This window comes from Azospirillum soli, assembly GCF_017876165.1.
GTDB classification, from domain to species: domain Bacteria; phylum Pseudomonadota; class Alphaproteobacteria; order Azospirillales; family Azospirillaceae; genus Azospirillum; species Azospirillum soli.
In genome coordinates this window covers 248966-271867 of record NZ_JAGINQ010000007.1, presented here as the reverse complement: position 1 = coordinate 271867, position 22902 = coordinate 248966, and the positions used below count along the sequence as shown (strand labels likewise).

General features: G+C 69.4%; 19 protein-coding genes. 6 read left to right on the top strand and 13 right to left on the bottom strand.

What is annotated here, in order from left to right:
* Window positions 1–18 precede the first annotated feature (18 nt).
* Both J2852_RS13965 and J2852_RS13960 read right to left on the bottom strand, forming a co-directional pair.
* A complete protein-coding gene (locus tag J2852_RS13965; RefSeq protein WP_209876385.1) occupies window positions 19–1182 on the bottom strand; it encodes an alginate O-acetyltransferase AlgX-related protein in 1164 nt (387 codons plus the stop codon).
* 7 nt (window positions 1183–1189) lie between these two features.
* Complete coding sequence (locus tag J2852_RS13960) at window positions 1190–2590, bottom strand: hypothetical protein (protein WP_246499598.1); 1401 nt, start codon at window positions 2588–2590, stop codon at window positions 1190–1192.
* Between the two features lie 223 nt (window positions 2591–2813).
* On the opposite strand from J2852_RS13960, the gene J2852_RS13955 reads away from it, so the two are divergent.
* Window positions 2814–4751, top strand: a complete 1938-nt coding sequence (locus J2852_RS13955) for a right-handed parallel beta-helix repeat-containing protein (RefSeq protein ID WP_209876383.1) — start codon at window positions 2814–2816, stop codon at window positions 4749–4751.
* Window position 4752: 1 nt separating this feature from the next.
* Here J2852_RS13955 and J2852_RS13950 read toward each other — a convergent pair whose 3' ends face one another.
* From J2852_RS13950 to J2852_RS13915, 8 genes are all read right to left on the bottom strand, one after another.
* The gene (locus tag J2852_RS13950) at window positions 4753–5901 is read right to left on the bottom strand and encodes a glycosyltransferase family 4 protein (protein WP_209876381.1); all 1149 of its coding nucleotides are present in this window, start codon (window positions 5899–5901) and stop codon (window positions 4753–4755) included.
* Window positions 5901–7094 (bottom strand): glycosyltransferase family 4 protein, encoded by a 1194-nt coding sequence (locus J2852_RS13945; RefSeq protein ID WP_209876379.1) that lies wholly within the window; start codon window positions 7092–7094, stop codon window positions 5901–5903. The genes J2852_RS13950 and J2852_RS13945 overlap by 1 nt, the downstream gene beginning before the upstream one ends.
* Window positions 7091–8347: a glycosyltransferase family 4 protein gene (locus J2852_RS13940; RefSeq protein WP_209876377.1), complete on the bottom strand. Its 1257-nt coding sequence runs from the start codon at window positions 8345–8347 to the stop codon at window positions 7091–7093. The genes J2852_RS13945 and J2852_RS13940 overlap by 4 nt, the downstream gene beginning before the upstream one ends.
* Before the next feature lie 5 nt (window positions 8348–8352).
* Window positions 8353–9321 (bottom strand): GDP-L-fucose synthase family protein, encoded by a 969-nt coding sequence (locus J2852_RS13935; protein WP_425514377.1) that lies wholly within the window; start codon window positions 9319–9321, stop codon window positions 8353–8355.
* Between the two features lie 215 nt (window positions 9322–9536).
* Window positions 9537–10526, bottom strand: a complete 990-nt coding sequence (locus tag J2852_RS13930; protein WP_209876374.1) for an NAD-dependent epimerase/dehydratase family protein — start codon at window positions 10524–10526, stop codon at window positions 9537–9539.
* 9 nt (window positions 10527–10535) lie between these two features.
* Window positions 10536–11891: a nucleotide sugar dehydrogenase gene (locus tag J2852_RS13925; protein WP_209876372.1), complete on the bottom strand. Its 1356-nt coding sequence runs from the start codon at window positions 11889–11891 to the stop codon at window positions 10536–10538.
* A 229-nt stretch (window positions 11892–12120) separates the two neighbouring features.
* Entirely contained in the window at window positions 12121–13566 is a 1446-nt protein-coding gene (locus J2852_RS13920) for a flippase (RefSeq protein ID WP_209876370.1), read from the bottom strand.
* Window positions 13567–13710: 144 nt separating this feature from the next.
* Window positions 13711–15969, bottom strand: coding sequence for a GumC family protein (locus tag J2852_RS13915; protein WP_209876368.1), 2259 nt, complete (start codon window positions 15967–15969; stop codon window positions 13711–13713).
* Window positions 15970–16181: 212 nt separating this feature from the next.
* Here J2852_RS13915 and J2852_RS13910 point away from each other — a divergent pair, with 212 nt between their 5' ends.
* Both J2852_RS13910 and J2852_RS13905 read left to right on the top strand, forming a co-directional pair.
* Window positions 16182–16865, top strand: coding sequence for a Crp/Fnr family transcriptional regulator (locus J2852_RS13910; protein WP_209876366.1), 684 nt, complete (start codon window positions 16182–16184; stop codon window positions 16863–16865).
* Window positions 16866–16944: 79 nt separating this feature from the next.
* Window positions 16945–17136, top strand: a complete 192-nt coding sequence (locus J2852_RS13905) for a YgaP family membrane protein (protein ID WP_209876364.1) — start codon at window positions 16945–16947, stop codon at window positions 17134–17136.
* 510 nt (window positions 17137–17646) lie between these two features.
* On the opposite strand, the gene J2852_RS13900 is transcribed toward J2852_RS13905, so the two are convergent.
* Entirely contained in the window at window positions 17647–17895 is a 249-nt protein-coding gene (locus tag J2852_RS13900) for a helix-turn-helix transcriptional regulator (RefSeq protein ID WP_209876362.1), read from the bottom strand.
* A gap of 104 nt (window positions 17896–17999) precedes the next feature.
* On the opposite strand from J2852_RS13900, the gene ybaL reads away from it, so the two are divergent.
* Both ybaL and J2852_RS13890 read left to right on the top strand, forming a co-directional pair.
* On the top strand, window positions 18000–19703 hold the full coding sequence (gene ybaL, locus J2852_RS13895; protein WP_209876361.1) for a YbaL family putative K(+) efflux transporter: 1704 nt from the start codon (window positions 18000–18002) through the stop codon (window positions 19701–19703).
* Entirely contained in the window at window positions 19700–19969 is a 270-nt protein-coding gene (locus tag J2852_RS13890) for a hypothetical protein (RefSeq protein ID WP_209876358.1), read from the top strand. The genes ybaL and J2852_RS13890 overlap by 4 nt, the downstream gene beginning before the upstream one ends.
* A 99-nt stretch (window positions 19970–20068) precedes the next feature.
* Here the strand turns inward: J2852_RS13890 and J2852_RS13885 are convergent, their stop codons facing one another.
* Together J2852_RS13885 and J2852_RS13880 are read right to left on the bottom strand one after the other, a co-directional pair.
* Window positions 20069–20653, bottom strand: a complete 585-nt coding sequence (locus J2852_RS13885; RefSeq protein WP_246499596.1) for an ActR/PrrA/RegA family redox response regulator transcription factor — start codon at window positions 20651–20653, stop codon at window positions 20069–20071.
* A 14-nt stretch (window positions 20654–20667) separates the two neighbouring features.
* Entirely contained in the window at window positions 20668–21978 is a 1311-nt protein-coding gene (locus J2852_RS13880) for an ActS/PrrB/RegB family redox-sensitive histidine kinase (protein ID WP_209876356.1), read from the bottom strand.
* Between the two features lie 102 nt (window positions 21979–22080).
* On the opposite strand from J2852_RS13880, the gene J2852_RS13875 reads away from it, so the two are divergent.
* Window positions 22081–22899: an ABC transporter ATP-binding protein gene (locus J2852_RS13875; protein ID WP_209876354.1), complete on the top strand. Its 819-nt coding sequence runs from the start codon at window positions 22081–22083 to the stop codon at window positions 22897–22899.
* The last annotated feature ends 3 nt before the right edge of the window (window positions 22900–22902 follow it).

Here is a 22902-nt window from a genome sequence, read left to right as displayed (position 1 = left end):
AGCCTTAAAAGGGGGTGGTCAGTCGGTCTGGACTTGAAAAGAGGCGCAGTCGGGGTAGACCGGCTTGCAGGGCAGGGTGGCGACGTTCGGCTTGTCGGCCGTGGCGAGAACCCCCATCCGCTCCAGCGCCGCGTACACCGTACGCGCGGCGTACAGGTGGCCCTCCGTCCCCCATCGGCTGTCGTTCGGCTTGTAGAGGTCGATCACCCCGCCAGCCACCAGCGCCCGCAGCCCGGAGGCCAGCGGCGCCATGCGCAGCGCCGGATCGGCCGCCAGCACCTCCTCCACGGCGGAACGCACGGGCGCCCCGCCCAGCAGGAAGTCGGCGTAGACCGTCCCCTTGTCCGGCGCGACCAGCAGCAGGAAGCGCGTCACCCCGTTCGCCTCCACCGCCGCCTGAAGGCCGCGCAGGGCCTGCCGCCGCTCCACCAGCAATTCCCGGTCGGCGCGCCAGGGCTCGAAATCCCCGGCGTGGAACAGGCTGCTCGTCGCGGCGGCGGAGCTGAACAGCCCGGCGTAGGCCAGCGTCCGCTCCTCCACCGGCGTCACCGGCCGGTCCAGCACGGCCCTCGGCAGCGCCTTGGACAGCATATCCAGGGCGTGACCGACCGGCGGCGCCGACCACGCCCGCGCCTGGGCGCGCGGCCAGGGCTGCGGCGCGTGCCCCAGCGGGCGCGCGGCCATGGGCGCCGGAATCGCCGTCCTTGCGCCCTTCGCCGTTCCCTCGGGCAGCCCGTCCGTGCGCGCCGGCAGCTCCCGCTCCGTCACCTGGAAGACCAGCACGCGGGGCGGTCGTTCCCGGAAGTCGGCGGAGGCCAGATAGTCGGCCAGCGGTTCCTCGTCCAGATGCCGCACGCCCACCGTCAGGCCGGTCAGGTTGCGCAGGTGATCGGTCCAGTAATGCCCATAGGGCGTGTGGCGGTCCGCCGGGTCCGGCTGCGAGAAGCCGTCACCGACCACCATCACGTCATAGGTGGCGCCGGCCCGCGCCTTCTCCACCAGCGGCGGCGCGAAGATCGCCTGCGGCGCCGTCGGGCCGAAGCGGTTCTCCGCGTAGCCGCCCAGCCGCGTCAGATCGCCGTCCGGCGGGTCCAGCGCGTAGGACACCGGCAGCACCACCGCCGAGACCAGGGCGAGCGCGCGCAGCATGAAGCCGTTGAAGCCCCCGAATCGATTCGTCATCAAGCCCTCACAGCCGGCCGAGCGGCAGACGCACGGGCAGACGGACGGCGGGCCTCGCGCTCTCCGCGCCGCTTGTCATCTCACCGCTTCTCATCCAGGCGCGGATCGCCTTGGTCAGCACGATCCACAGCAGGATCGGCAGCAGCGAGAAGAAGCCGAACTTGACGATGGTGATGTTGCCGTCGCGATACCACTGCAAGGACAGCGGGATGAAGGCGCAATAGAACAGCACGGCGTAGCGGTTCAGGAACCCGCGCTCCCAGAACCAGCGGTGCAGCCGCCCCAGGATCAGGCCGACCACCACCATGGTGACGATCAGGCCGATCCACCCCGCGCTCATCCAGCCGTCCCCGGCCAGCGAGGTGGTCAGGTTCGCGAAGTTGCCGTAATCGTGCAGAGTCACCCACTTGACCGGCGCGCCGATGGGCTTGTCCGGCCACAGCATGCGCGGCACCGGCTCGGTGAACAGTTGCAGGTATTGGGTGAAATATGTGTAGGTCCCGGACTGCTCCGGCACCGCCCACAGGATGAAGGCCAGGAAGTCGAAATTCGCGATGTCCTGGTTGGCGAGGCTGTCGATGAACGACGCGCTGCCGCCCTGGATGGCGTTCCACGGGCTTTCGTTGCCGGCGATCACCGCGCGGATGAAGCCGCGGTTGTTGCCCAGCGTGTGGAACAGGAACAGCACCGGCACGCCGATGGCGACCTGCCACCAGCGGAACCACTTGGTCCGCGTCTGGTACAGCACCAGCAGCACCAGGCCGATGATGCCCATGATGATCGCCCAGCGCCCCCAGCCCAGATAGGCGCGGTAGCCGACGAAGGCGATGAAGGGCAGGAAGGAAAGCGGGTGGAACCGGCTGACCCAGATGATGCCCAGCGTCAGCGGCAGACCCATGGAATGCGCTTCGGCGATGTAGCCGGTGGTGTTGACGTAGACCGGCTGGCCGGTCAGCGGGTCGCGCTCCATCTGCAGGTCGCCCGTGCCGGTGAAGTCGGCGCCGTCCTGGCGCAGAACGGCGGAGTAGAGCGCCAGCGGCGCCAGCAGCAGGACCGTGATGGTGAAGGCGACGATGTCCACCCGGTCGAACGAGAACTGCGGCGCGCGGGCGAAGTCCGGCTTCACCCGCCCGGCGTAGCCGCAGGAAATGGCGAAGGCGATCAGGGCCACCGAACTGACCGTCAGTGCCATCACGAACTGCGACGCGCTCGGCCAGAAGCCCATGAACAGCCACGCGTTGTCGATGCCGAACCCGTGCACCAGCATCGGCCGGATGACGAAGACCAGCGTGTGGAAGACCAGATAGAAGGTCAGCGGATGGAACAGGGACGCGGTGCCGCTGCTCAAAAACACCACGGCGACCAGGGCCACCACCAGCACCTGTGCGATCAACGCCGTTTCGATCATGCCGGGCTCCGCCTCGCTCGCTGACGCTTCCGGATGATGCAACGCAGCACGCATAGGTCAGGGTCCGACTCTCCCGGGGTGCGCAGACGGCGAGCGCCTTTCGGGAGGCCGGCTATCCCACCGAAGCCTTGACATGCCTTCCCGAAAACGGGGCACCCCTTCCGCGCTTTTGCCTCCGGAGCGCGCGGCGGCCAGTTTCGCTTGCGTGCAAAGCGGAGGTGACATGGCGCTGCGAATGCTGAAGCTTCTCTCGGTCGTCCTGCTCCTGGCCCTTCCGGGAGCCGCGCGCGCGGCCGAGCCGGCAAGCTATGTCTCCCCCCGTGGCAACGACCGCTGGTCGGGCCGCGCCGCCGATCCGGCCCCGAACGGCAACGACGGCCCTTTCGCCACGCTGGCCCGCGCCGTCCAGGCGGCGCGCCAGGGCGGCCCGCGCCTGATCCTCCTGCGCGGTGGCACTCATCCGCTGACCGAAACCCTCGACCTCGGACCCGACGACTCCGGCCTGCGCATCGCCGCCGCCCCCGGCGAGCAGCCCGTCCTCTCCGGTGGGGAGCGGGTGACCGGCTTCACCGTGGAGGCCCCCGGCGTCGTTTCCGCCCCCTTGGCGCGCGAACCCGGCCTCGACGTGACGGCCGGCGGCATCCGCCTGCGCGCGGCGCAGAGCGGCGCTTACGACCCTGAGGACCCCATCCGCACCGGCTGGTTCGTGGCGCAGGCGGTGAAGGGCGGCGGCGACAAACGCCGCTTCCGCTTTCCCCCGGCGACGGTGCAGCCGGCCTGGGCGGCGCCCGGCGTCCGGGTCCAGGCGCTCGACCGCGAACGGCAGGCCGACGACATCCGGGGCATCGAGAAGATCGACGCGCGGGGCACGCTGACGCTCGACCGCGACGGCTGGTACCCGTTCCGCGACGGCACCACCTTCCGCCTGCTCGGCCATCCCGATTTCCTGAAGTTCCCCGGTCAGTTCGCGTGGCGCGCCAAGGACAAGCGCCTGCTGCTGCGCCCCTTCGACCCGGAGGGCTTCGCCCGTGCGGGCGAGGCGATGGTGGCCCGCCTCTCCCCCCTGATCCAGCTGGACCAGGCCCGCAACGTGACTATCGAGGGGCTGGGCTTCACCGACGTGCCCTACGACGGTTCGGCGATCCGCCTCGTCGGCGGGTCGGGCCACCGCATCCTCGACAACCGCTTTTCGGCGGTCGGCACGGCGGTCGTCCTGAAAGGCACCGTCGAGAGCGAGGTGCGCGGCAACCGGATGGAGCATCTCGGCCGCAGCGGCGTCGATCTCGGGCCGGGCAGCAACGACAACCGCGTCGTCGCCAACAGCATCCGCCACATCGGCGAGGTGAACCTCTACAGCGCCGGCGTCATGGCGGCGGGGGTGAACCGCACGGTGATCGCCCACAACGACATCCGCCACGCCGCCCGCTACGGCATCTCGCTGAAGAACTGGAACCCGGAGACCCAGAACGCCGAGAACCTGATCGAATACAACCGCATCCGCGACATCGGCCGCGAGACCGCCGACCTCGGCGCCATCGAGACGCTGGGCCGCAGCGACATCGACACGCGCACGGTGATCCGCTTCAACGACATCCGGGGCACCGGCGGCATCGCCACCGACCCCGCCGGCAACTGGCTGGAGCGCTACAAGGGCTTCGGCATCTACCTGGACGACCTGACCAACGGCGTGACGGTGCAGGGCAATTTCCTGGAGAATACCGGCTGGGCGGCGGTCTTCATCCACGGCGGCGACGGCAACCGGGTGGAAAACAACATCTCCGTCCTGACCGACAGCCGCGACAAGTTCATCCGCTTCGAATGGGTGCCGAAGGCCGGCGTCGCCGGCTTCCTGCGCGACAACGCCGCGACCCGCAACATCATCCACGCCCGCGTGCCGGTCGATCAGATCGTCACCAACCTGACCGGCGGCGAATACACCATGGACCTGAACATCGTGGACCGCCAGGGCCGGGGCAACCGAGGCCCGGCGGCCTCCCCGGTGCGCGCCCAGTCGCGCACGGTCCAGGGTCCGACCCTGCCCAACCCCTATTTCCTCGACCCCGCCAAGGACGACTTCCGCCTGCGCCCCGACAGCCCCGCCCGCAACCTCGGCATCGAGGATCTGCCGTGGAGCAAGATCGGTCCGGAGGGGGCGCGGTAGCTTACCCCACGGCCCGCCGCTTCGGGCGGACCGCCGCCGGGGCGGCGGTCGCGATCGGCCCGGCGATCCGCTCCAGCACCGCCTCGAACCCGGCGTGGCTGGCCTCGTAGGCCGCCCGCGCCCGCGCGTGCGCCTGCTCCGACGCCAGGGCCAGCGCGTCGCGATCCCCGGCCCAGCGTCGCAGAGTCGGCAGCACCGCCTCGACGAAGTTCTGGTCTTGGGTGACGAGCCCCGTCCGGGGAATGTCGCTGCCGATGCAGCCCCGCTCGTAGGCCAGCACGGGCACGCCCGCGGCCATGGCCTCGAACAGGACCAGAGGCTGCGCCTCGTTCCGGTAGCGGGTCGGGAAGGCGAACACGTCGATGTCGCGGTAGAACTCGGCCTTGGCCTCGCCCTCGACCGGGCCGCGATATTCGACATTACCGTCGAAAGCGACCAGCCCCGCCGCGACCAGCGCGTTGTCCATCCGCCCGATCCCCGGCCCGGCCAGGATCAGCTTCGCCTCGACGCCCTCCACCTGAAGGGCGCGCAGCAGCGTGAACAGGGTGTCCAGCCCCTTGTCGGTGCACAGGTTGGACAGGTGCCCGATGCGCAGCGGCCCCTCCCGGCGGCGCCGGGGGCGCGGCTCGGGCGGGGTGAAGATGGCGTTGGACATGGTCGTCGCCGTGCGCGCGGCGGGGTAGAGCGCCTGAAAGCGCATCTGCATGGCCGGGCACAGCAGCACGTGGGTGCAGTCCTCCCCGGCCACCCGCGTCAGCAGGGACATGCGCCAGGTCGGCTTGGAGATGGTGGCGAAGGAATGGTGGTGCAGCGTCCGCTCGTACCCGAACAGCCGCGCCGCCCCGACCAGCGCCGTCGTGTAGAAGATGCCGAGGCCGGAATCCGCCGGCATGTAGAAGCGCCGGTCCGGCTGCGTCACCCCCGCCGCCAACCGCAGCCCGGCCAGCAGCACCCGAAAAGCCTTCATGGCGTGGTAGCGCGCACCGCCGCCGTTCCAGCCCGGCGACAGGTCGGCGACCTCCACGTTGCCCCGGCTTCGCAGCCGGTCGAGCACCAGGGCGGTGACCCGGCTCATCCCGTCGGTCGGTGGCGGCAGGCGGCCCGAGACGATGATGTGGGGGGCGGTATGGGAAGGCTTGCGGTCGGTCATCAGCCCTCGCTTTCACGGGCGGACGGCAAGGCGGCGGGGGCGGGGCTGTCCATGGCCTGCGCCCCCAGGCTGACCAGCGCCTTCTCTACCGCCTCGGCGAAGAAGCCGGCGTCGGCCAGGGCCTGGAACGGCCGGCCGTTCAGCGACAGGCGTCGCCACTCCGCCTCGTCCGCCGCGACCGACAGCATGTGCCGGGCCAGCCCCTCCGGGTTGTCGGGTTCGACGATGTGGCCGTTGATGCCGCTGCGGATCAGAACGTCGCGGGCGCCGCACTGGTCGGACAGGATGGTCGGCACGCCCATGGCCAGCGCCTCGTTGACCACCAGCCCGAACTGCTCCTCGATGGAGGGCAGCAGCAGGCACAGCGTGGAGCCCAGCGTCTCGGCGATCCCCTTCTCCTGAAGGAATCCCCGGAAGATGACGTGCCCCTCCAGCCCGCGCTTGCCGACCTCGGCCCGGAGGTCGGCCTCCAGCGGCCCCGACCCGCAGAGATGCAGGGGCCGCGCCGCGTCGCCGGCCATGCGGCGGTACAGGTCGTAGGCCTCGACCGCCCGGAACAGGTTCTTCTTCGGCACGAAGCGGGCGATGATCGTGAAATGCCGCTGGGCGAAGGGCACGCCGTCCGGCGCCGGGGTCATCCCCGACAGCCGGCGGATGCGGTCCAGCGACAGCGTGTCGTAGCCGATGAACAGCCGGTCCTTCGGCAGGCCCAGGAAGCGGAAATAGTCCACCGTCCGGTGGCTGCCGCCGATGGCCGCCTGATAGGGGGCGTAGAACAGGGTCTTGACCGCTTCGCGCCAGAGGATGCGCGGCTTGTCGTCGAACTTGCTGGCGTTCATGTTGACGACCCGCCGGCCCATCAGCCGCATGGTCACCGCCAGCGCGAAGACGTCCGGATCCTCGTAATGGCAGAGGAAGACGTGGCTGGCCCCGACGCGCCGGCATTCGCGCAGCAGCGCGCGGTAGACCTGAAAGGCAGGGATGTCGGCCTTCGACCGGCCGGGGAACAGGGTGATCTTGCGGAAGTTCTGGCCGGTGCCGGTGGAGTCCCAGGCGTAGGTGTGCGACTTCGACCCGACCTCCAGCCCGACCACGTCGTAGAGATGGCCGAGCCTGCGCCCGACCGCCTCCAGCCGGTCCATGTGATACGGCCCGAACATCTCCCAGCTGAACACCAGCGCGGGTTTGGTCATGCGTCCGTTCCTTCCATCAGCAGCCCCGCGTAGCGCGCCAGCACGGCGGCGCGGCTGGCGTTGGCCTCGACCCAGGCGCGACCACGGCGGCCCATGGCGGCGCGGCGGTCGGGGGCGTCCAGCAGTTCCGCCACCGCCGCCGCCATCGCCTCCGGCGCGTCGGGCGGGGTGGTGAGAAAGGCGCCGATCTCCGCCTCCAGCCGGGCGAGCGCCGATCCGGGCAGGCAGGTGCAGACGAAGGGCCGGCCCGCCGCCAGGATGGTCACCGCCTTGCCGGGCATGGCGAAGGCCGCGCCCTCCGGCCGCTGCGGGACGAGATGCACGTCGCCCTCGGCCAAGCCCTCGGCCAGCCGTTCCTTCGGGCTCAGCGGCGCGAACGCGACGTTGTCCAGCCGCAGGGCCTTGGCCTGGGCCTTCAGCTCCGCCTCGATCCCACCTTGGCCGCGCAGCAGGACGCGGGCGTCGGGGCGGAGCGCCTGGAGGTGCCGCGCCATCTCCAGAACCTGCTCCAAGCCCTGCTTGCGGGCGAAGGCGCCGCTGTAGAGGACGGTCGGCGGCTGGTCCGCCGGGCGGGGCAGGGGGCGCACGGCGTCGGCGTCCACATGCGGCGGGATGACCACCACCGGCCGGCGGACGCCCAGATCGCGCAGCACGTCGCGCATGGCCTCCGACAGGACGACCACGGCGTCGGCGCGGTTCAGGGCGGAGCGTTCGACCGCCCGCAGGGCCTTCAGCGCCGCCCCGCCGCCGAGGCCGAGCGCGCCGGCCAGCCCCGATTGGATGTCGTGGACGATGGCGACGTGCCGCCCGCCCGGCGCCTTGAACCGGTCGGCGACCCCGACGCTGAAGATGGAGGGGCAGAGCGACAGCACCGCCTTGTGCCGCGCGACCCGGCCCCGGCCGCGCGCCGCGAGGAAGCCGGCGTGCAGGACGCCCTCGTGGATCAGGCGGGCCTTCATGCCGCCGCCTTTCGGCGGGATGGTGGTCAGGCGTTCGATGCGCACGCCGTCCACGGTGGTCCGGTCCTGGCCGCCGTCGGCGTAGCCGTCGTAGACGCGGTGGCCGGGATAGTTGGGGCGCGCGGTCAGGACCGTGGTGTCGGCCCCCGCCGCCGCGAAGGCGGTGGCGAGATCGGTCATCATCGGCGCGCTGCCGGCCGGTTCCGGCCAATAGCTCTGCGCCACCAGAAGGACGCGCGGCGGCACGGCGACTGGCCGGGTGGCCGTGCGCAGGGCGACGAAGTCTTCCGGCATCCCCCTTACTCCGCCGCCTGGACGGGAACGGCAGGCGCGACGGCCGGGGCCGCGTGCTCCAGGAACCAGTCGTAGGTGCGGCGCACCCCCTCCTCCAGCCCGACCTTCGGCCGCCAGCCGGTGGTGAACAGGCGGGACACGTCCATGAGCTTGCGCGGATGGCCGTCCGGCTTGGTCAGGTCATGCTCGATCCGGCCCTCGTAGCCGACCACGCCGCGGATCATGTGGGCGAGGTCGGCAATGGCGATGTCCTCGCCGGGGCCGACGTTGACGATGTCCTCGCCGTCATAGTGGTGCATCAGGTGCAGGCAGGCGTCGGCCATGTCGTCCACATACAGGAACTCGCGGCGCGGCGTGCCGGTGCCCCACAGGGTGACGCTGGGCGCGCCGGCCAGCTTGGCGTCGTGGAAGCGGCGGATCAGGCCGGGCAGGGCGTGCGAGCCTTCCGGGTCGAAATGGTCGCCGGGGCCGTAGAGGTTCGACGGCATGGCGCAGATGGCGTTGAAGCCGTACTGGCGCCGGTAGGCCTGGCACATGGTGATGCCGGCGATCTTGGCGACCGCGTAGGGCTTGTTGGTCGGCTCCAGCGCGCCGGTCAGCAGGGCCTCTTCCCGAAGCGGCTGCTCGGCGTGCTTGGGGTAGAGGCAGGAGGAGCCGAGGAACAGCAGCTTCTTCACCCCTGCCCTCCAGGCCGCGTCGATGACGTTGGTCTGGATCAGCAGGTTGTCGCGGATGAAGTCGCCGCCGAAGCGGTCGTTGGCCAGGATGCCCCCGACCTTCGCGGCGGCGAGGATCACGTGTTCGATCCCCTCCCGGTCGAAGAAGGCGCGGACGGCGGCCTGATCGGTCAGGTCCAGCTGGTCCCGCGTGCGCAGGACGAGGTCGTTGTATCCCTCCCCCGCCAGCCGGCGCAGGATGGCCGACCCGACGAGGCCGCGATGCCCCGCCACGAAGATGCGGCTGTTCCGGTGCAAGGTCATCAAAGGACTCCTTGGCCCGTTTCGAGGTGTCCGCCGCCGGCCCCCATCCCAGCCTTCCCCCACTTCGGCTCTCAGCGAATGCCAAGGCATTCGCCTGACGCCGTCAGCGCAAACTTCGTTTGCGCGAAAGGCGGGGGAAGGGGCTTGGTTCCCTCCCCCGTGCGCAGCATGGGGGAGGGTTAGGGTGGGGGCTCGCAGCGGGCGCGTCATCATTCGGCGGCGACCGGCGCGGCGTCCCGGCAGCGGGCGGCGTACCAGTCCACCACCCCCGGCAGACCGGCCGAGAGCGGGATGCGCGGCAGGTACCCCAGCGCCATCAGCCGCGCGATGTCCGGGCAGCGGCGCTGGGTGCCGCCGGGGGCCGCCGGGCCGGCCTGGATGTCCGCCTCACGGCCCAGCACGGTGACGACCTGCCGGGCGAGGTCCGCGATGGTGACCTCCTCCGGGTTGCCGACGTGATAGATGCCGAGATGCGCGCCCCGCTCGATCACCGCGACGATGCCGTCGATGGCGTCGTCGATGTGGACGAAGGCGCGGGTCTGGCCGCCGTCGCCCTGGATGGGGAAGGGGACGGGGGCACGCGGCGTCCGGTCGATGGCCGCGACGGCGCGGCGCACGAACTCCGGCACCACATGCTCCCACCCCATGTCGGGGCCGTAGACGTTGTGCGGGCGGAAGATCGCCACCCGGTCGAAGCCGGTGCGGCCCCAGTTGACCGCCAGCAGTTCGGAGATGAGCTTGGAGCCGCCGTAGCTGTAGCGGGCGTTCTGCACGTCCGGCACGACCAGAGGCACATCCTCCGGCGTCGGGACCAGCGGCGGGGTCTGGTACGCCTCCGACGAGGACGCCACCACGAGGTCACCGACACCGGCCGCCCGGCAGGCGTCCAGCACGTTCAGCATGCCGCGCACGCCGACGTCCAGCACGACCTCCGGCTTCTCGTAGAAGTGCCGGGTGCCGTTGACGGCGGCCAGATGCAGCACGCCGTCCACGCCGCGCACGGCCTTCGCCACGGCCTCGGCGTCGCGGATGTCGCCGTTGACGAACTCGACCGCCTCCAGCACGTCGCCCAGCCGGCGCGGGTGGCCGCGGGAGTTGTCGTCGAACACGCGGACCTTATGCCCGTCGCGCACCAGCCGGCGGACGAGGGCGGCGCCGATGAAGCCGCTGCCCCCGGTGACGAGGTAATGTTTCGTCATGGCATCCCCTTACGCGACATGGTCGAAGCGGGCGGCGCCGTGGCTACCGAGCGCCACGTAGGCCGTGCCCTCGGGCAGGTCCACCTCGCGGCTGTTGAAGTTGTTCCAGAAGTCGTAGATGACCCCCGGCCGGTCCATGCGGTCGGCCAGATCGGGCAGCGGCATGGAGGTGAAGACCGGGTGGTTGTTCAGGATGACCGCGAGGTTGGCGCCCTGCACCGCCTCGGTCATCGACCCGGCCGGCTCCAGCCCGAAGGAGCGGATGTCGTCCGGCGCCACCACCGCGTCGAAGCCGCGCCAGCGGGCGTGCGGGAAGCGGTTGCGCAGCTCCTCGAACACCGGCTTGGCCATGGTGCCGCGCAGGTCGTCGGTCGCCGGCCGGCCCTTGAAGGCGAGGCCCATCAGGCTGATCGTCGGCGCCTTGGGGAAGCCCTGCATGGACTGGGTCAGCGTTTCCAGGAAGCCGGCGACCTCGATGGGCTGGGTCTCGTTGATGCGGCGGCCGGCGGCGGTGATCGCCATGTCGATGCCGGCCTCCCGCGCGCCCTCGATCAGGATGTGCGGGTCCTTCTCCAGGCAGGGGCCGCCGACCGGGCCGGGCAGCGGCAGGTTGGTGCGCGGGTAGCCCAGCTTGCCGGCGCGGACCACCTCCAGCGCCGAGACCTCCATGGCGTCGCACAGCCGGGCGATCTCGTTGGCGAAGGCGAAGGTCACGTCGCGGTAGGTGTTGTCCACCAGCTTGATCAGCTCCGCCGTCTCCAGGGTGGAGACCTTGACCGTGGTCGGGGTGAGGAAGCCGAAGATCTGCGCGGCGCGGGCCGCCACCTCCATGCTCTCCGCCCCGATGATCTGCGGCAGCTGGTTCAGCTCGATCAGCGCCTGGCCTTCCAGCGTGCGCTCCGGGCAGAAGGCGATGTCGAACCGCTTGCCGGTCGCCCGCAGGATCGGCGCCACCACGTTGCGGGTGGTCCCCAGCTTGACCGTGGAGCGCAGGATGACGAGGTCGCCGTCGTGGATGCGCTCGGCCACCTGCCGGGTCGCCGCCTCGATCATGTCAGTGCGCACGCCGCCGTCGCGGCCCAGCGGCGTGCCGACGGTGATAATGAAGACGCTGCAGCGCGCGCACTCGTCCGGGGTCCGGCCGAAGGTGAAGCGGCCGCGCGCCATGACGTGGCGGAGCTTTTCGGTCAGGCCCGGCTCGTGAAAGTGCGGGATGCCGCGCGCGAGCTTGTCGAGCACCTCGCCGCGGACCTCCACGCCGTGCACCTGGAAGCCGGCGTCGGCCATGGCGACGGCCAGCGTCAGACCGACGTAGCCGAGGCCCAGGACACAGACATTTCGGTCAGGAAAGGATTTTGGGAGCATATTCGTTCGATCCTGCCTTTAATTTGCGCATGCATCCAAAGGCGCCGATCCGTGCGCCGCCCGCGCTTGCCAACTCCGAACGTTCCGCGCTGCGGCAATGTTCCGGACTTCTGGGATACGTGAAGAGGCTATGCCGTTGACTGAGTGGTATTTTCTTGGGATTACTACTGAGCGCTGAGAAGCGGTTTTTTGGAGTTTTGCGCGCCTTCTTGGGGGTAGGGTCTTCCATTCAGGCCGCCGCCCCGATGAGACGGCGCAGGCGCGACGGGCGTACCAGCCCCGTCATCAGCACCCCCAGCGCATAGATCCCGACCAGCGCCAGCCCGCCGGCCAGAACGACGGTGATCGGCTTGTGTGGGGCCAAGGCTGCGGGCAGGACATGGGCCAGCGCCAGCGTCGCGGCCATCGCCGCCGCTCCGCACAGGGCCGCGCGGGCGATGATGCCGAGGTAGAGCTGCCCCACCGCGCGCCGGTGCTGCCATGCCAGCCCGGTCATGGCGGTCAGCTCGGCCACCACGGTCGCGGCGGCGGAGCCCTCGATTCCCCAGCGTGGAATCAGGATGGCGTTGAGGACGGCGTTGGTGACGCCGCCGATCAGGATGGCGGTCATGTACCCGGTCTGCCGATGCCAGACCAGCAGCGGGTTGCCCAGCGCCATGTTCACATGGACCACCGCCACCGAAACCATCAGCAGGCGCAGCGCGTCGGCGGCCGGCGTGTAAGCCGGGCCGTAGATCAGGCCGAGGATGGCCGGCGCCAGGGTGATCCCGCCGGCGGCGATCAGCGCCCCGACCGACAGCATCGTCGCGGCGTAGTCCCGCATCCGCTCGCGCATCCGCTCGGTGTCGCCGTAAGCGGCGGCGAGCTGCGGCATGAAGGCGCTCATGACGATGTTGGCGGCGGTCAGTGAGAGGACCAGCAGCTTGGTCGCCGCCGCGTACCAGCCGACCTCCGTCTGCGGCGCCATGAAGCCCAGCATGACGAGGTCGAGGTGCGAGAACAGCGCCCAGGCGAAGACGCTGACCGCCATGGGGGCGGAGGTCTTCAGGATCTTCCGCCACACCCTCAGGTCCACGCGGGGCCGCAGCCGGCCGAAGTCCCGGCGGTAGCGGATCAGCATCAGCACCGCGTTGACCAGGAAGGAGCCGCCGGTGATGGCGGCGGCGACGGCCACGTCCTCCGGCCCGCGCACCAGGGCCAGCATGGCGGCCATGATGCCGAGCGAGGTGCCGATCTCCCGCACGGCGATGACACCCATGCGCTCGGTTGCCTGATAGACGAAGTCGAGGACCAGGGCGTTGCCGAGCAGCTGGACCGCCTGCACCAGCAGCACCGCCTTCACCAGGGCCGGCTTGTCCAGCGCCAGGACGAACAGGGCGTAGAGCCCGCCGACCAGCAGCGCCAGCAGGGTCCGCAGGGTCAGCACATGCTCGGCGAGGTCGGGCACTTGGGAGCGGTCGCGGGCGATCTCGCGGACGGCGTAGGTGGACAGTCCCAGATTCACGAACAGCGCCGCGTAGGCCAGCATCGAGGTGCCGAAGCCCAGGATCCCGAAGCCGTCCGGCCCCAGCGCGCGGGCGGTCCAGGCGGTGGTGACGAGTCCGCTCAGCAGCGTGACGACCCGCGCCACGGCCAGGGCGCGGATGTTCAGGAAGATGCGACGTCCGGCGGTCATGTCCAATGTCCGAAGCGCCGGCAAGCGGGCCCCCATCCCGACCGTCCCCCACTTCGCGGGGGAAGGAGAAAAGCCCTCCCCCGCCGTCAGGTGGGGGAGGGTTGGGTGGGGGCCCGCTTGCCGGACTTTGATAAAAAATCCCGCTCAGTTCGCGTAGTAGCGGCGGTAGCCGTGGTAGCGGCCGCTGTCGGGGAACTCGTACTGGGCGTGGCGGCGGATATCGACCTGGGAGAACAGGACGCCGACCACCTCGCCGCCCGCCTCGACGATCTCCTTCAGGCCGGCCATGGCCGTCTCGCGCTTGGTCTTGCCCCAGTGGACGATGAAGACCGTCTGGTCGGCCAGCGCGGTCAGCAGCTTGCCCTCCGACACCGCCAGGACGGGCGGCGAGTCGAGGATCACGCGGTCGTACTCCAGGGCAAGGCGCGAGATGAGCTGGTGCATCCGGCTCGACCCCAGCATGTCCTGCGGCAGGGCGGAACCCCGGCCGGAGGCGATGAAGTGCAGGCCGGTGCGCGGGTCGGTCTGGATCACCTCCGACGGGGCGCACTCGCCGGACAGCACCTCGTAGAGGCCGCGCCGGTTCTCCATCTTCAGCATGTCGTGCAGGCCCTTGCGGCGCATGTCGCAGTCCAGAAGAATCGTCTTCTGGCCGGAGTTGGCGCAGATGCGGGCGAAGGCGGCGGCGATGGAGCTTTTGCCCTCGCCGGGCACGGAGGAGCTGAACAGGATCACCCGCTGGTGCCCGTCCGGGTTGGCGAGCAGGAGGGTGGTGCGCAGGTTCTGCATGGACTCGGCGAAGGCCGACAGCGGCTTGTCGATGGCGTAGGCGGCGGGCGAGCCGCCGAAGCGCGGGATCGACGGCACGATGCCCAGCGAGCGCACGCCGGTCGCGGTTTCGAACTGGTGTGGGCTGCGGAACCCCTTCTCCGACTGCTCGCGCAGCAGGGCCAGCAGGACGCCCAGCGTGCCGGATGCGAGCAGCGCCAGCAGCACGATGATCTTCTTGTTGGGCTGCGACGGGTTCAGCGGGATCGCGGCTTCCGACACCACGCGGGCGTCGGGCTGCTGGATGTCGTTCTGGCCGGCGATCTCCTGGAAGCGGGTCAGCAGCGCCTCGTACATGGTCTGGGCGGTCTCGGCGTCGCGCTCCAGGGTTTTCAGCGCCACGGTGGACTGCTGCTGCTGGTCGCGCTGGGCCTGCATCTGGTCGAGGCTGGCCTTCAGCCCCGCCTCGCGCCCGCGCGCCAGCTCCAGTTCGTTGCCGAGATTCTGGACGATGCGGTTCACGTCGGCCCTGATCTGGCCTTGCAGGTCGCGCAGCTCGCTCTGCAGCGCGGTCAGGGTCGGGTGCTTGGTGCCGTAGCGGTTGGTGGCGTCGGCGATCTTGCGCTGAAGCTCGACCTCCTGCTGGCGGAGCGCCTGGATCAGGGGGGAGCCCAGCACGTCGCCGATGGCCGACACGCCGCGCGGGCTCTGCATCAGGGTGGAGACCTCGCGGTACTTGGCCTCGGCCTCCTGCCGCTTGGTGCGGGCCAGCACGTAGTTGGTGTTCAGCTCTCCCAGCTGCTGGGCGAGGATGGTGTCGCCGCCGCCGCCGGCCGAGGTCAGGCCGCTTTCGGCCCGATACTTCTCGACCGCCTCGCCGGTGGTCTTGGCCTCACGGCGCAGTTCGGCGATGCGCTCCTCAAGCCAGGCGGTGGCCCGCTTGGACGCCTTGAACTTCTCGTCCAACTGATCGACCAGATAAAGCTCGCCGATGGTGTTGGCGATGAGGGCGGCCTTGCGCGGGTCCTCGCTGTCGAAGTTGACGGAGATCACGTAGGACCGCCCCTGCGGCCGGACCGCGAGGTTGTAGAGGAAAGCCTCCACCACCGAGGTCTTCTCGTTGGCGACCTTTTCCTCCGGCGTCAGCTGGACCTCGGCCCGGTCGCCGCGGGCGGCGTTCCACCAGGAGTCCGGCAGCCAGGTCTTGGGGTAGAGATAGGCCAGCCAGTCCGTCTTCTCCGGACGCAGCGCCGCGTTGAATTCGGGGTCGTTCATCAGGCCGAGCTTGTTGACCACCTTCTCGGCGAAGGCCGGCGACTTCAGGATCGCCACCTCGCTCTGCAGGGCGCCGAGTTCCGTGGACAGGCCGGTGACCACCTCCTGATAGGCGACCACCTTGTTCTTGCGGTGCTCGACCATGATCAGGGTCTCGGCGGTGTAGAGCGGCGTCATGCGCAGCGCCACAAGGGCCGCCAGCCCGGTGCCGAGGATGACCACCGTGCCGATCAGAAGCTTGTGCCGCAACAGCATGCCGGTCGTGCGCCGCACCGCGGTCGCGGCGGCGGCGGACAGGTCGAAGGAGATGGGGCCGGTCTGCCGCCTTGCGGGTTGGTCGTGAACTTCCTGGGTCGCCAAAGCGGATTCCTCCTCGCGAGCCGAACCGCACCCCAACCGGGGCGTTACGGTTGCCTAGAACGCAGCGCTGGCCCGGCCGTTTCATAGGCTTCGTAGGGCATCCGGCGAGGAAGACGCGCGCTATGGGTAAGCTTGGCGGGACAGGCTTTTGGATGGGATGGACCGGAAGAGCCCCTTCGCTGATAATGGATACTTCGGAGGAGGAGGCGGCTATGTCGGCGGTACAGGAGGATTGGTTGCAGACGTTCCCGGCGCTGGCCGGGCTGGAGCCGGATGCGCTGGAGCTGCTCCGCGCCGGCGGCGCCCGGGTGCGGATGCCGCGCGGGACCGTGCTGTTCCAGATCGGCGGGCTGTGCCGCAACTTCCTGCTGATGATCGACGGCAGCGTCCGCGTGCAGATGACGTCGGAAACCGGGCGCGAGATCGTGCTGTACCGCGTGGTCGGGGGCGATACCTGCATCCTGACCACCGCCTGCCTGATGGCGCGGACCAACTACAGCGCCGAAGGCGTGGCCGAGACCGACTTGGACGCCATCGCGCTGGGCGCCCAGCCGTTCCACGAGCTGCTGGCCCGCTCCGCCGTGTTCCGCGACTTCGTCTTCGCCTCCTTCGGCAGCCGGTTGCAGGCCATGATGATGCTGGTCGAGGAGGTGGCCTTCGGACGCATCGACCTGCGGCTTGCCCGCTTCCTGGTCGACCATCGGGACGCGCGGGGCGGGCTGGACACCACGCATCAGGCGCTGGCCGTCGAACTCGGCACCGCCCGCGAGGTGGTCAGCCGCCAGTTGAAGGAGTTCGAGCGGCGCGGGCTGGTCGAGCTGTCGCGCGGCCGGGTCGCCGTGCTGGATGCCGAGGCGCTGCTGGCGCTGTCCGAAACCACACGGGAAACCGTGTGACTCCGTCACAGACGGCATCGGCGGGGTGGGCGTAGAAGGGGGGCGATCGTTCCCTCACTCCGCTCCGAGAGGTGCTTCCATGTCCACCAACGTCGGTCCTGTCGACCGCGCGCTGCGCGCCGTCGTCGGTCTTGTCCTCATCGCCCTGGTGTTCGTCGGCCCGCAGACCGCCTGGGGCTGGATCGGGCTGGTGCCCCTGCTGACGGCGGTCATCGGCTTCTGCCCGGCCTACACCCTGTTCGGCATCAAGACCTGCCCGCTGAAGAACTGAGCCTTAACGATTTGCGCCGGCAGCCCAGTGTGCACCGTTGTGCAGATTGAGCAGGGGCGCAAATCTGCACAATGGGTGAAATCGGCGGTTCGTGTATTTGAATCAGTGCTTTGCGCGGCATCGTTTGTGTACGTACGTTGTGCATCCGTGCACAACGATGTGCGTGCGAATGATTGGTGCGTCGTTAACCGGTGCAACATCCTGCGACCTAGGTTCGCTGGATGTTGCACTGGTTGACAGCGCCATGCCGGTGATGGTGCGGGTACAGTTCGGGCGTTGATGCGCCGAGTGTAGTGCTCTTCGGCGAACAAAACAAGAATACGGCCTGGAGGCTGCGCCTTTGACATTCCCTCTCCGCGAAGGGGCGGTCCATTGGGCCGTTGAAGCCGCTTTCCGTGTGAAAACAACCCTTCATCGTCATCCCTGCGCAGGTGGACGGCGGAAAGCTGGCAGGAGGCTTCGACTGGTCCTGCGGTCCTAGTCCTGATCTTCCCAAGGGGAGAGGGCCGATCAAGCCGCGCGCTTCAGGAAGACGCCTAGCCCGGTTTCGTCCGACGACGCCAGCCGGATGCCGGCTTCCTCCAGCGTTCGGATGATCTGCTGTTCCGATCCTTGGTGCAATTCATGCCGCCCCTTTTCGAAATCCCGGATGGTGCTGCGGGACAGGCCGGAGCGTTCGGCGAGTTCGTCTTGCGTCCAGTCGAGGAACCCGCGTGCCGCCCGGCATTGGCCGGGGGTCAGCAGCTTCGTGGTGGGCATTGTCACACGGCGGAAAACTTCAACCATTTTGGTTGACATAAGCGGAGCCGTGACCAAATGCAAGGGCACCCCATCCCGCCGCCTTTCCACCCGCCTGGAGCGCCATGCATTACGGCCCCCTGATCGCCATTCTCGTCGCCGGATTCGGCGCCGCCTTCCTCTTCGGTGCCTTGGCCCACCGGCTGCGAGCCTCGCCGCTGGTGGGCTATGTGCTGGCCGGTGTGGCGGTCGGACCGTTCACGCCGGGGTTCGTGGCGGACCAGGGGCTCGCCAATGAACTGGCGGAAATCGGCGTGATCCTGCTGATGTTCGGCGTCGGACTGCATTTCTCGCTGAAGGATCTGCTCTCGGTGCGGAAGGTGGCCGTTCCCGGCGCCGTGGTGCAGATCGCCGTCGCGACGCTGCTGGGCGTCGGCCTTGCCACGCTGCTCGGCTGGTCGCTGGTGTCGGGCCTGATCTTCGGCCTTGCCCTGTCGGTCGCCAGCACGGTCGTGCTGTTGCGCGCGCTTCAGGAACAGCGGCTGGTCGAGACGGAACGCGGGCGCATCGCCGTCGGATGGCTGATCGTCGAGGATCTGGCGATGGTGCTGGCGCTGGTCGTCATTCCGGCGGTTGCCGGCGCCGTGAACGGGACCGGCGGGGGAGACGGGCCGTTCGGGCTCGGCCTGACGGGCACGTTGCTGGTGACGCTCGCCAAGGTGTCCGCCTTCGTGGCCTTCATGCTGATCGTCGGGCGGCGGGTGATCCCGTGGGTGCTCCATTGGGTCGCGCACACCGGCTCGCGGGAGCTGTTCCGGCTGTCGGTGCTGGCCATCGCGCTCACCGTGGCCTTCGGCGCCTCGGCCCTGTTCGGCGTGTCGTTCGCGCTCGGCGCCTTCTTCGCGGGCATGATCCTGAACGAGTCACCGCTGAGCCATCGGGCGGCGGCGGAGACGCTGCCCCTGCGCGATGCCTTCGCGGTGCTGTTCTTCGTGTCGGTCGGCATGCTGTTCAACCCGGCCATTGTGGTCGAGGCGCCCCTGGAACTCGCCGCGACGCTGGCGATCATCCTGATCGGCAAATCGGTCGCCGCCTTCTTCATCGTGCGGGCCTTCGGGCGCTCCACGGGGACGGCGCTGACCATCTCGGCGAGCTTGGCGCAGATCGGCGAATTCTCCTTCATTCTCGCCGGGCTTGGGGTCTCGCTGAACGTGCTGCCGCCGGTCGGTCGGGACCTGATCCTGGCAGGCGCCATCCTGTCGATCCTGGTCAACCCGCTGCTGTTCGCCTTGATCGCCCGGATCGTTCCGGCCGAGGCGGAGGAACCCGGCGATCAGCGCGCCGAGGCCGTACCGGCGGCGCCGGAGCGGCATGTCGTGGTGGTCGGTTACGGGTGCGTGGGGGCGATGGTCGGCGCCGGCCTTCGTGAAGCGGGGGTGCCCTTCGTCGTGATCGAGGACCGGACCGAACCGGCCCAGGCCGCGCGCGAGGACGGCGCCGAGGTTCTGATGGGCAACGCCGCCGATCCGGAGATCCTGAAGGCGGCCGAACTGTCCACGGCCAAGCACCTGATCGTCGCCATTCCGGAGGCGTTCGAGGCTGGGCAGGTGGTCGAACAGGCGCGGGCCGCGAACCCGCAGTTGGAAATCCTGGCGCGTGCCCATTCCGACGCGGAGGTCGAGCATCTGACCAAATGCGGGGCGACCCACACCATCCTGGGCGAGCGGGCGATCGCGCGCGCCATGCTCAATCTGGTGTCCGCCGGGCTGGCGCCGGCCGGGCGCACCGCGCGGGCGCGGGGTGCCATGGTGGTGCGCCGGGCGGTGTGACGCGCATTTCCGTTGGATGTGAACGTCTTTGCTTCGTCATGACCGGGCTTGACCCGGTCATCCACACCATCACGACCACGCCCCAACGTCGCATGGATGCCCGGATCAAGTCCGGGCAGGACGGCTGGAATGGTTGCGTCCGTAGAAGAAAATCCGCTTTAGCGGTGTCGGGGGTTTTCACCACCAAGGCACCAAGGCACCAAGACATCAAGGAACCACGGCTCGAAGGGATCGAGGATTTTTGGTGCCTTGGTGGTGAATCTTAAACGGGGCAAGGCGAGGCGAAGCTGGACGGCCGCTGAAAGTAAAACGCCCCTTCCGCAAGGAAAGGGGCGCATTCTTTCGTGTGCGGATAAATAAAAGGTTCAGCCGCGCGGCGCGTGCTTGTTGAGGATGCGCTGCAACGTACGGCGGTGCATTTTCAGGCGGCGGGCCGTTTCGGACACGTTGCGGTCGCACTGCTCGAACACGCGCTGGATGTGTTCCCACCGCACGCGGTCGGCCGACATCGGGTTTTCCGGCGGCGAGGGCAGCGGGCGGCCATCGGCCAGCAGGGCCTGTTCCACGGCGTCGGCATCGGCGGGCTTCGGCAGGTAATCCACGGCGCCGGCCTTCACGGCGGCCACCGCCGTGGCGATGTTGCCGTAGCCGGTCAGCATCACGATGCGCGCGTCCGGACGGGCGTCGCGCAGAGCCTTGACCACATCCAGGCCGCTGCCGTCGGCCAGCCGCAGGTCGACCACCGCGAAAGCCGGGGCCGATTCCTGCGCAACGTCGATCCCAAGCTGTACGGTGTCCACCGCGACCACGTTGAAACCGCGCTTTTCCATGGCGCGCGCCAGGCGAATGCGGAACGGAGCGTCGTCGTCAACGATGAGGAGGCTGCGGGTAACGTCACCCGTGAACGTCAGCTTGGCGGTCTCGCCCGTTGGACTCTCGTCCGTGGTCATAGCGCTATCCACCACTAGTCCTCTGGTTCTAATGCACCACGTTCCCAGCGTACGACAACTCGCGCGCCGCCGCTACGATTATTGCTATAGGCGACCTGAGCGCCGGTTTTCTCAAGCAGCGTTTGCGCAATGAAAATGCCTAGTCCCATATGTCCCGAACGTTCATTGCGCGCGGACAGGTACGGCTCGCCGATGCGGCCCAGAAGGTGGTGCGGATAGCCGGGGCCGTCGTCCATCACCGTGACCGTGACCGCGCGGTCGTCCCACGCCGCCGCGACGGTGACCCGGCGATTGGCGAACTGGTGCGCGTTCTGGATGAAGTTGCCGAGGCCGTGGATAACCTCCGGGCTGCGGCGGAAGACGGGCTCCTCGTTGTCGTCGCCGGGGGAGCGCTCCACCACGAACATGATGTGCCCGAGGCGGTGCGGGGCGGCGGCGGCGTCGATCAGCGCGGTCAGGGGCAGCCGCTCGAACGGGTCGCCACCGTCGGCCTCCGGCTTGCGGGCGAGGTCGGCCAGGATCTCGCGGCAGCGCATCACCTGGCTTTGCAGGAGGGTCACGTCCTCGGTGTGCGGGCTGTCGGGGGGAAGCTCGCGCGCCAGCTCCTTCGCCACCACGGCGATGGTGCCGAGCGGCGATCCCAGCTCGTGCGCGGCGGCGGCGGCGAGCGCGCCCAGCGAGGACAGGCGCTGCTCGCGGGCCAGGGCAACCTGCGTGGCCGACAGCGCCTCGGCGAAGCGGCGCGCCTCCTCCGCCACGCGGAAGACGTAGCCGGCGATGAAGGTCGCGGAGACGGACAGCGACAGCCAGATGCCGAAGGCGTAGAGCGGGGCGACCGCCGGCATCGGCTCCGGCCAGGGCAGCGGGAAATGCCACAGCGCCAGGATGGTCAGGCAGATGAGGTTCAGCCCGGTCAGCAGAACCACGCTGTAGCGCGACAGGATGGCGGCGGCCACCGTCATCGGCGCCAGCAGCAGGATGGCGAAGGGGTTGGCGAGGCCGCCGGTCAGGTACAGCAGCAGCGTCAGCTGCAGCATGTCGTAGCCGAGGTACAGCGCGGCGTCCCGGTCGGCCAGCCGCAGCCGCCCGCCGCGCTGGGCCATCGCCACCATGTTCAGCAGCACCGACGCGCCGATGGCCGCCATCACCGGCCCCAGCGCCAGCGGGAAGGACAGCACGAACTGCACCATCACCACGGTCGCCAGCTGCCCAATGACCGCGATCCAGCGGATCAGGATCAGCGTGCGCAGCGTGACGCGCCCGTCCAGATTGGTCCAGACGGCCGGGGCCAGGGCAACGGCGTGGCGCGCGGCGGCGAAAGTCATGGCGTGTTCCCTGCGTGGCCGCTTGGACGCGGCGCCGTCGTTTTATCGAATGCTGTTTTGCCACTCTGGCGATTGCGCGCCAAGCGGCCATATTCAACAGCCATGAAAAGCTCCGACAATCGTTTATCCGACAATCAGAACGCCATTGCTGCCGCCATTCGTGTCGAGGGTCTGACCAAGCGGTTCGGCACCGCCCGGTCCGGCGAGGTCACCGCCGTGGACGCGATCTCCTTCACCGTGGCGAAGGGGTCGGTCACCGGGCTGCTGGGCGGCAACGGGGCGGGGAAGACCACCACCATCTCCATGCTGCTGGGGCTGCTGCTGCCCACGGCCGGAACGGTGGAGGTGCTGGGGGTGGACATGGCGCGCCACCGGCATGCGGTGCTGCCGCGCATGAATTTCTCCTCGCCTTATGTGGAGCTGCCGCACCGGCTGACCGTGCGCGAGAACCTCGTCGTGTACGCGCACCTGTATGGGCTGACCGGGGTGAAGCGGCGGGTCGAGGAGCTGGCCGAGCACCTGGACCTGACCCGGTTCCTGGAGCGGCCGTCGGGCGGGCTGTCGGCCGGTCAGAAGACGCGCGTGGCGCTGGCCAAGGCGCTGCTGAACCGGCCCGACGTGCTTCTGCTGGACGAGCCGACCGCCTCGCTCGACCCCGACACGGCGGACTGGATCCGGACGTATCTGGAGCGCTACCGGTTCGAGTCGGGGGCCACGATCCTGCTCGCCTCCCACAACATGCTGGAGGTGGAGCGGCTGTGCGACCATGTGCTGATGATGCGCCAGGGCCGGATCGTGGACCAGGGCGCGCCGGCCGCCCTGCTGGCCCGCTACGGGCGCGGCACGCTGGAGGAGGTGTTCCTCGACATCGCGCGGGCGCGCACCGATGCGGAGAAGGAGGCGGCCAATGCGGCGGAGTGATGC

Excerpts from the sequence above, each read along its gene's own strand:
- J2852_RS13960 (WP_246499598.1), bottom strand. The coding sequence starts at position 2,590 with ATGATCGAAACGGCGTTGATCGCACAGGTGCTGGTGGTGGCCCTGGTC.
- J2852_RS13950 (WP_209876381.1), bottom strand. The coding sequence starts at position 5,901 with ATGACCGACCGCAAGCCTTCCCATACCGCCCCCCACATCATCGTCTCG.
- ybaL (WP_209876361.1), top strand. The coding sequence starts at position 18,000 with ATGCATTACGGCCCCCTGATCGCCATTCTCGTCGCCGGATTCGGCGCC.
- J2852_RS13925 (WP_209876372.1), bottom strand. The coding sequence starts at position 11,891 with ATGCTCCCAAAATCCTTTCCTGACCGAAATGTCTGTGTCCTGGGCCTC.
- J2852_RS13955 (WP_209876383.1), top strand. The coding sequence starts at position 2,814 with ATGGCGCTGCGAATGCTGAAGCTTCTCTCGGTCGTCCTGCTCCTGGCC.
- J2852_RS13880 (WP_209876356.1), bottom strand. The coding sequence starts at position 21,978 with ATGACTTTCGCCGCCGCGCGCCACGCCGTTGCCCTGGCCCCGGCCGTC.
- J2852_RS13905 (WP_209876364.1), top strand. The coding sequence starts at position 16,945 with ATGTCCACCAACGTCGGTCCTGTCGACCGCGCGCTGCGCGCCGTCGTC.
- J2852_RS13920 (WP_209876370.1), bottom strand. The coding sequence starts at position 13,566 with ATGACCGCCGGACGTCGCATCTTCCTGAACATCCGCGCCCTGGCCGTG.
- J2852_RS13900 (WP_209876362.1), bottom strand. The coding sequence starts at position 17,895 with ATGCCCACCACGAAGCTGCTGACCCCCGGCCAATGCCGGGCGGCACGC.
- J2852_RS13965 (WP_209876385.1), bottom strand. The coding sequence starts at position 1,182 with ATGACGAATCGATTCGGGGGCTTCAACGGCTTCATGCTGCGCGCGCTC.
- J2852_RS13930 (WP_209876374.1), bottom strand. The coding sequence starts at position 10,526 with ATGACGAAACATTACCTCGTCACCGGGGGCAGCGGCTTCATCGGCGCC.
- J2852_RS13910 (WP_209876366.1), top strand. The coding sequence starts at position 16,182 with ATGTCGGCGGTACAGGAGGATTGGTTGCAGACGTTCCCGGCGCTGGCC.
- J2852_RS13875 (WP_209876354.1), top strand. The coding sequence starts at position 22,081 with ATGAAAAGCTCCGACAATCGTTTATCCGACAATCAGAACGCCATTGCT.
- J2852_RS13940 (WP_209876377.1), bottom strand. The coding sequence starts at position 8,347 with ATGCCGGAAGACTTCGTCGCCCTGCGCACGGCCACCCGGCCAGTCGCC.
- J2852_RS13885 (WP_246499596.1), bottom strand. The coding sequence starts at position 20,653 with ATGACCACGGACGAGAGTCCAACGGGCGAGACCGCCAAGCTGACGTTC.
- J2852_RS13945 (WP_209876379.1), bottom strand. The coding sequence starts at position 7,094 with ATGACCAAACCCGCGCTGGTGTTCAGCTGGGAGATGTTCGGGCCGTAT.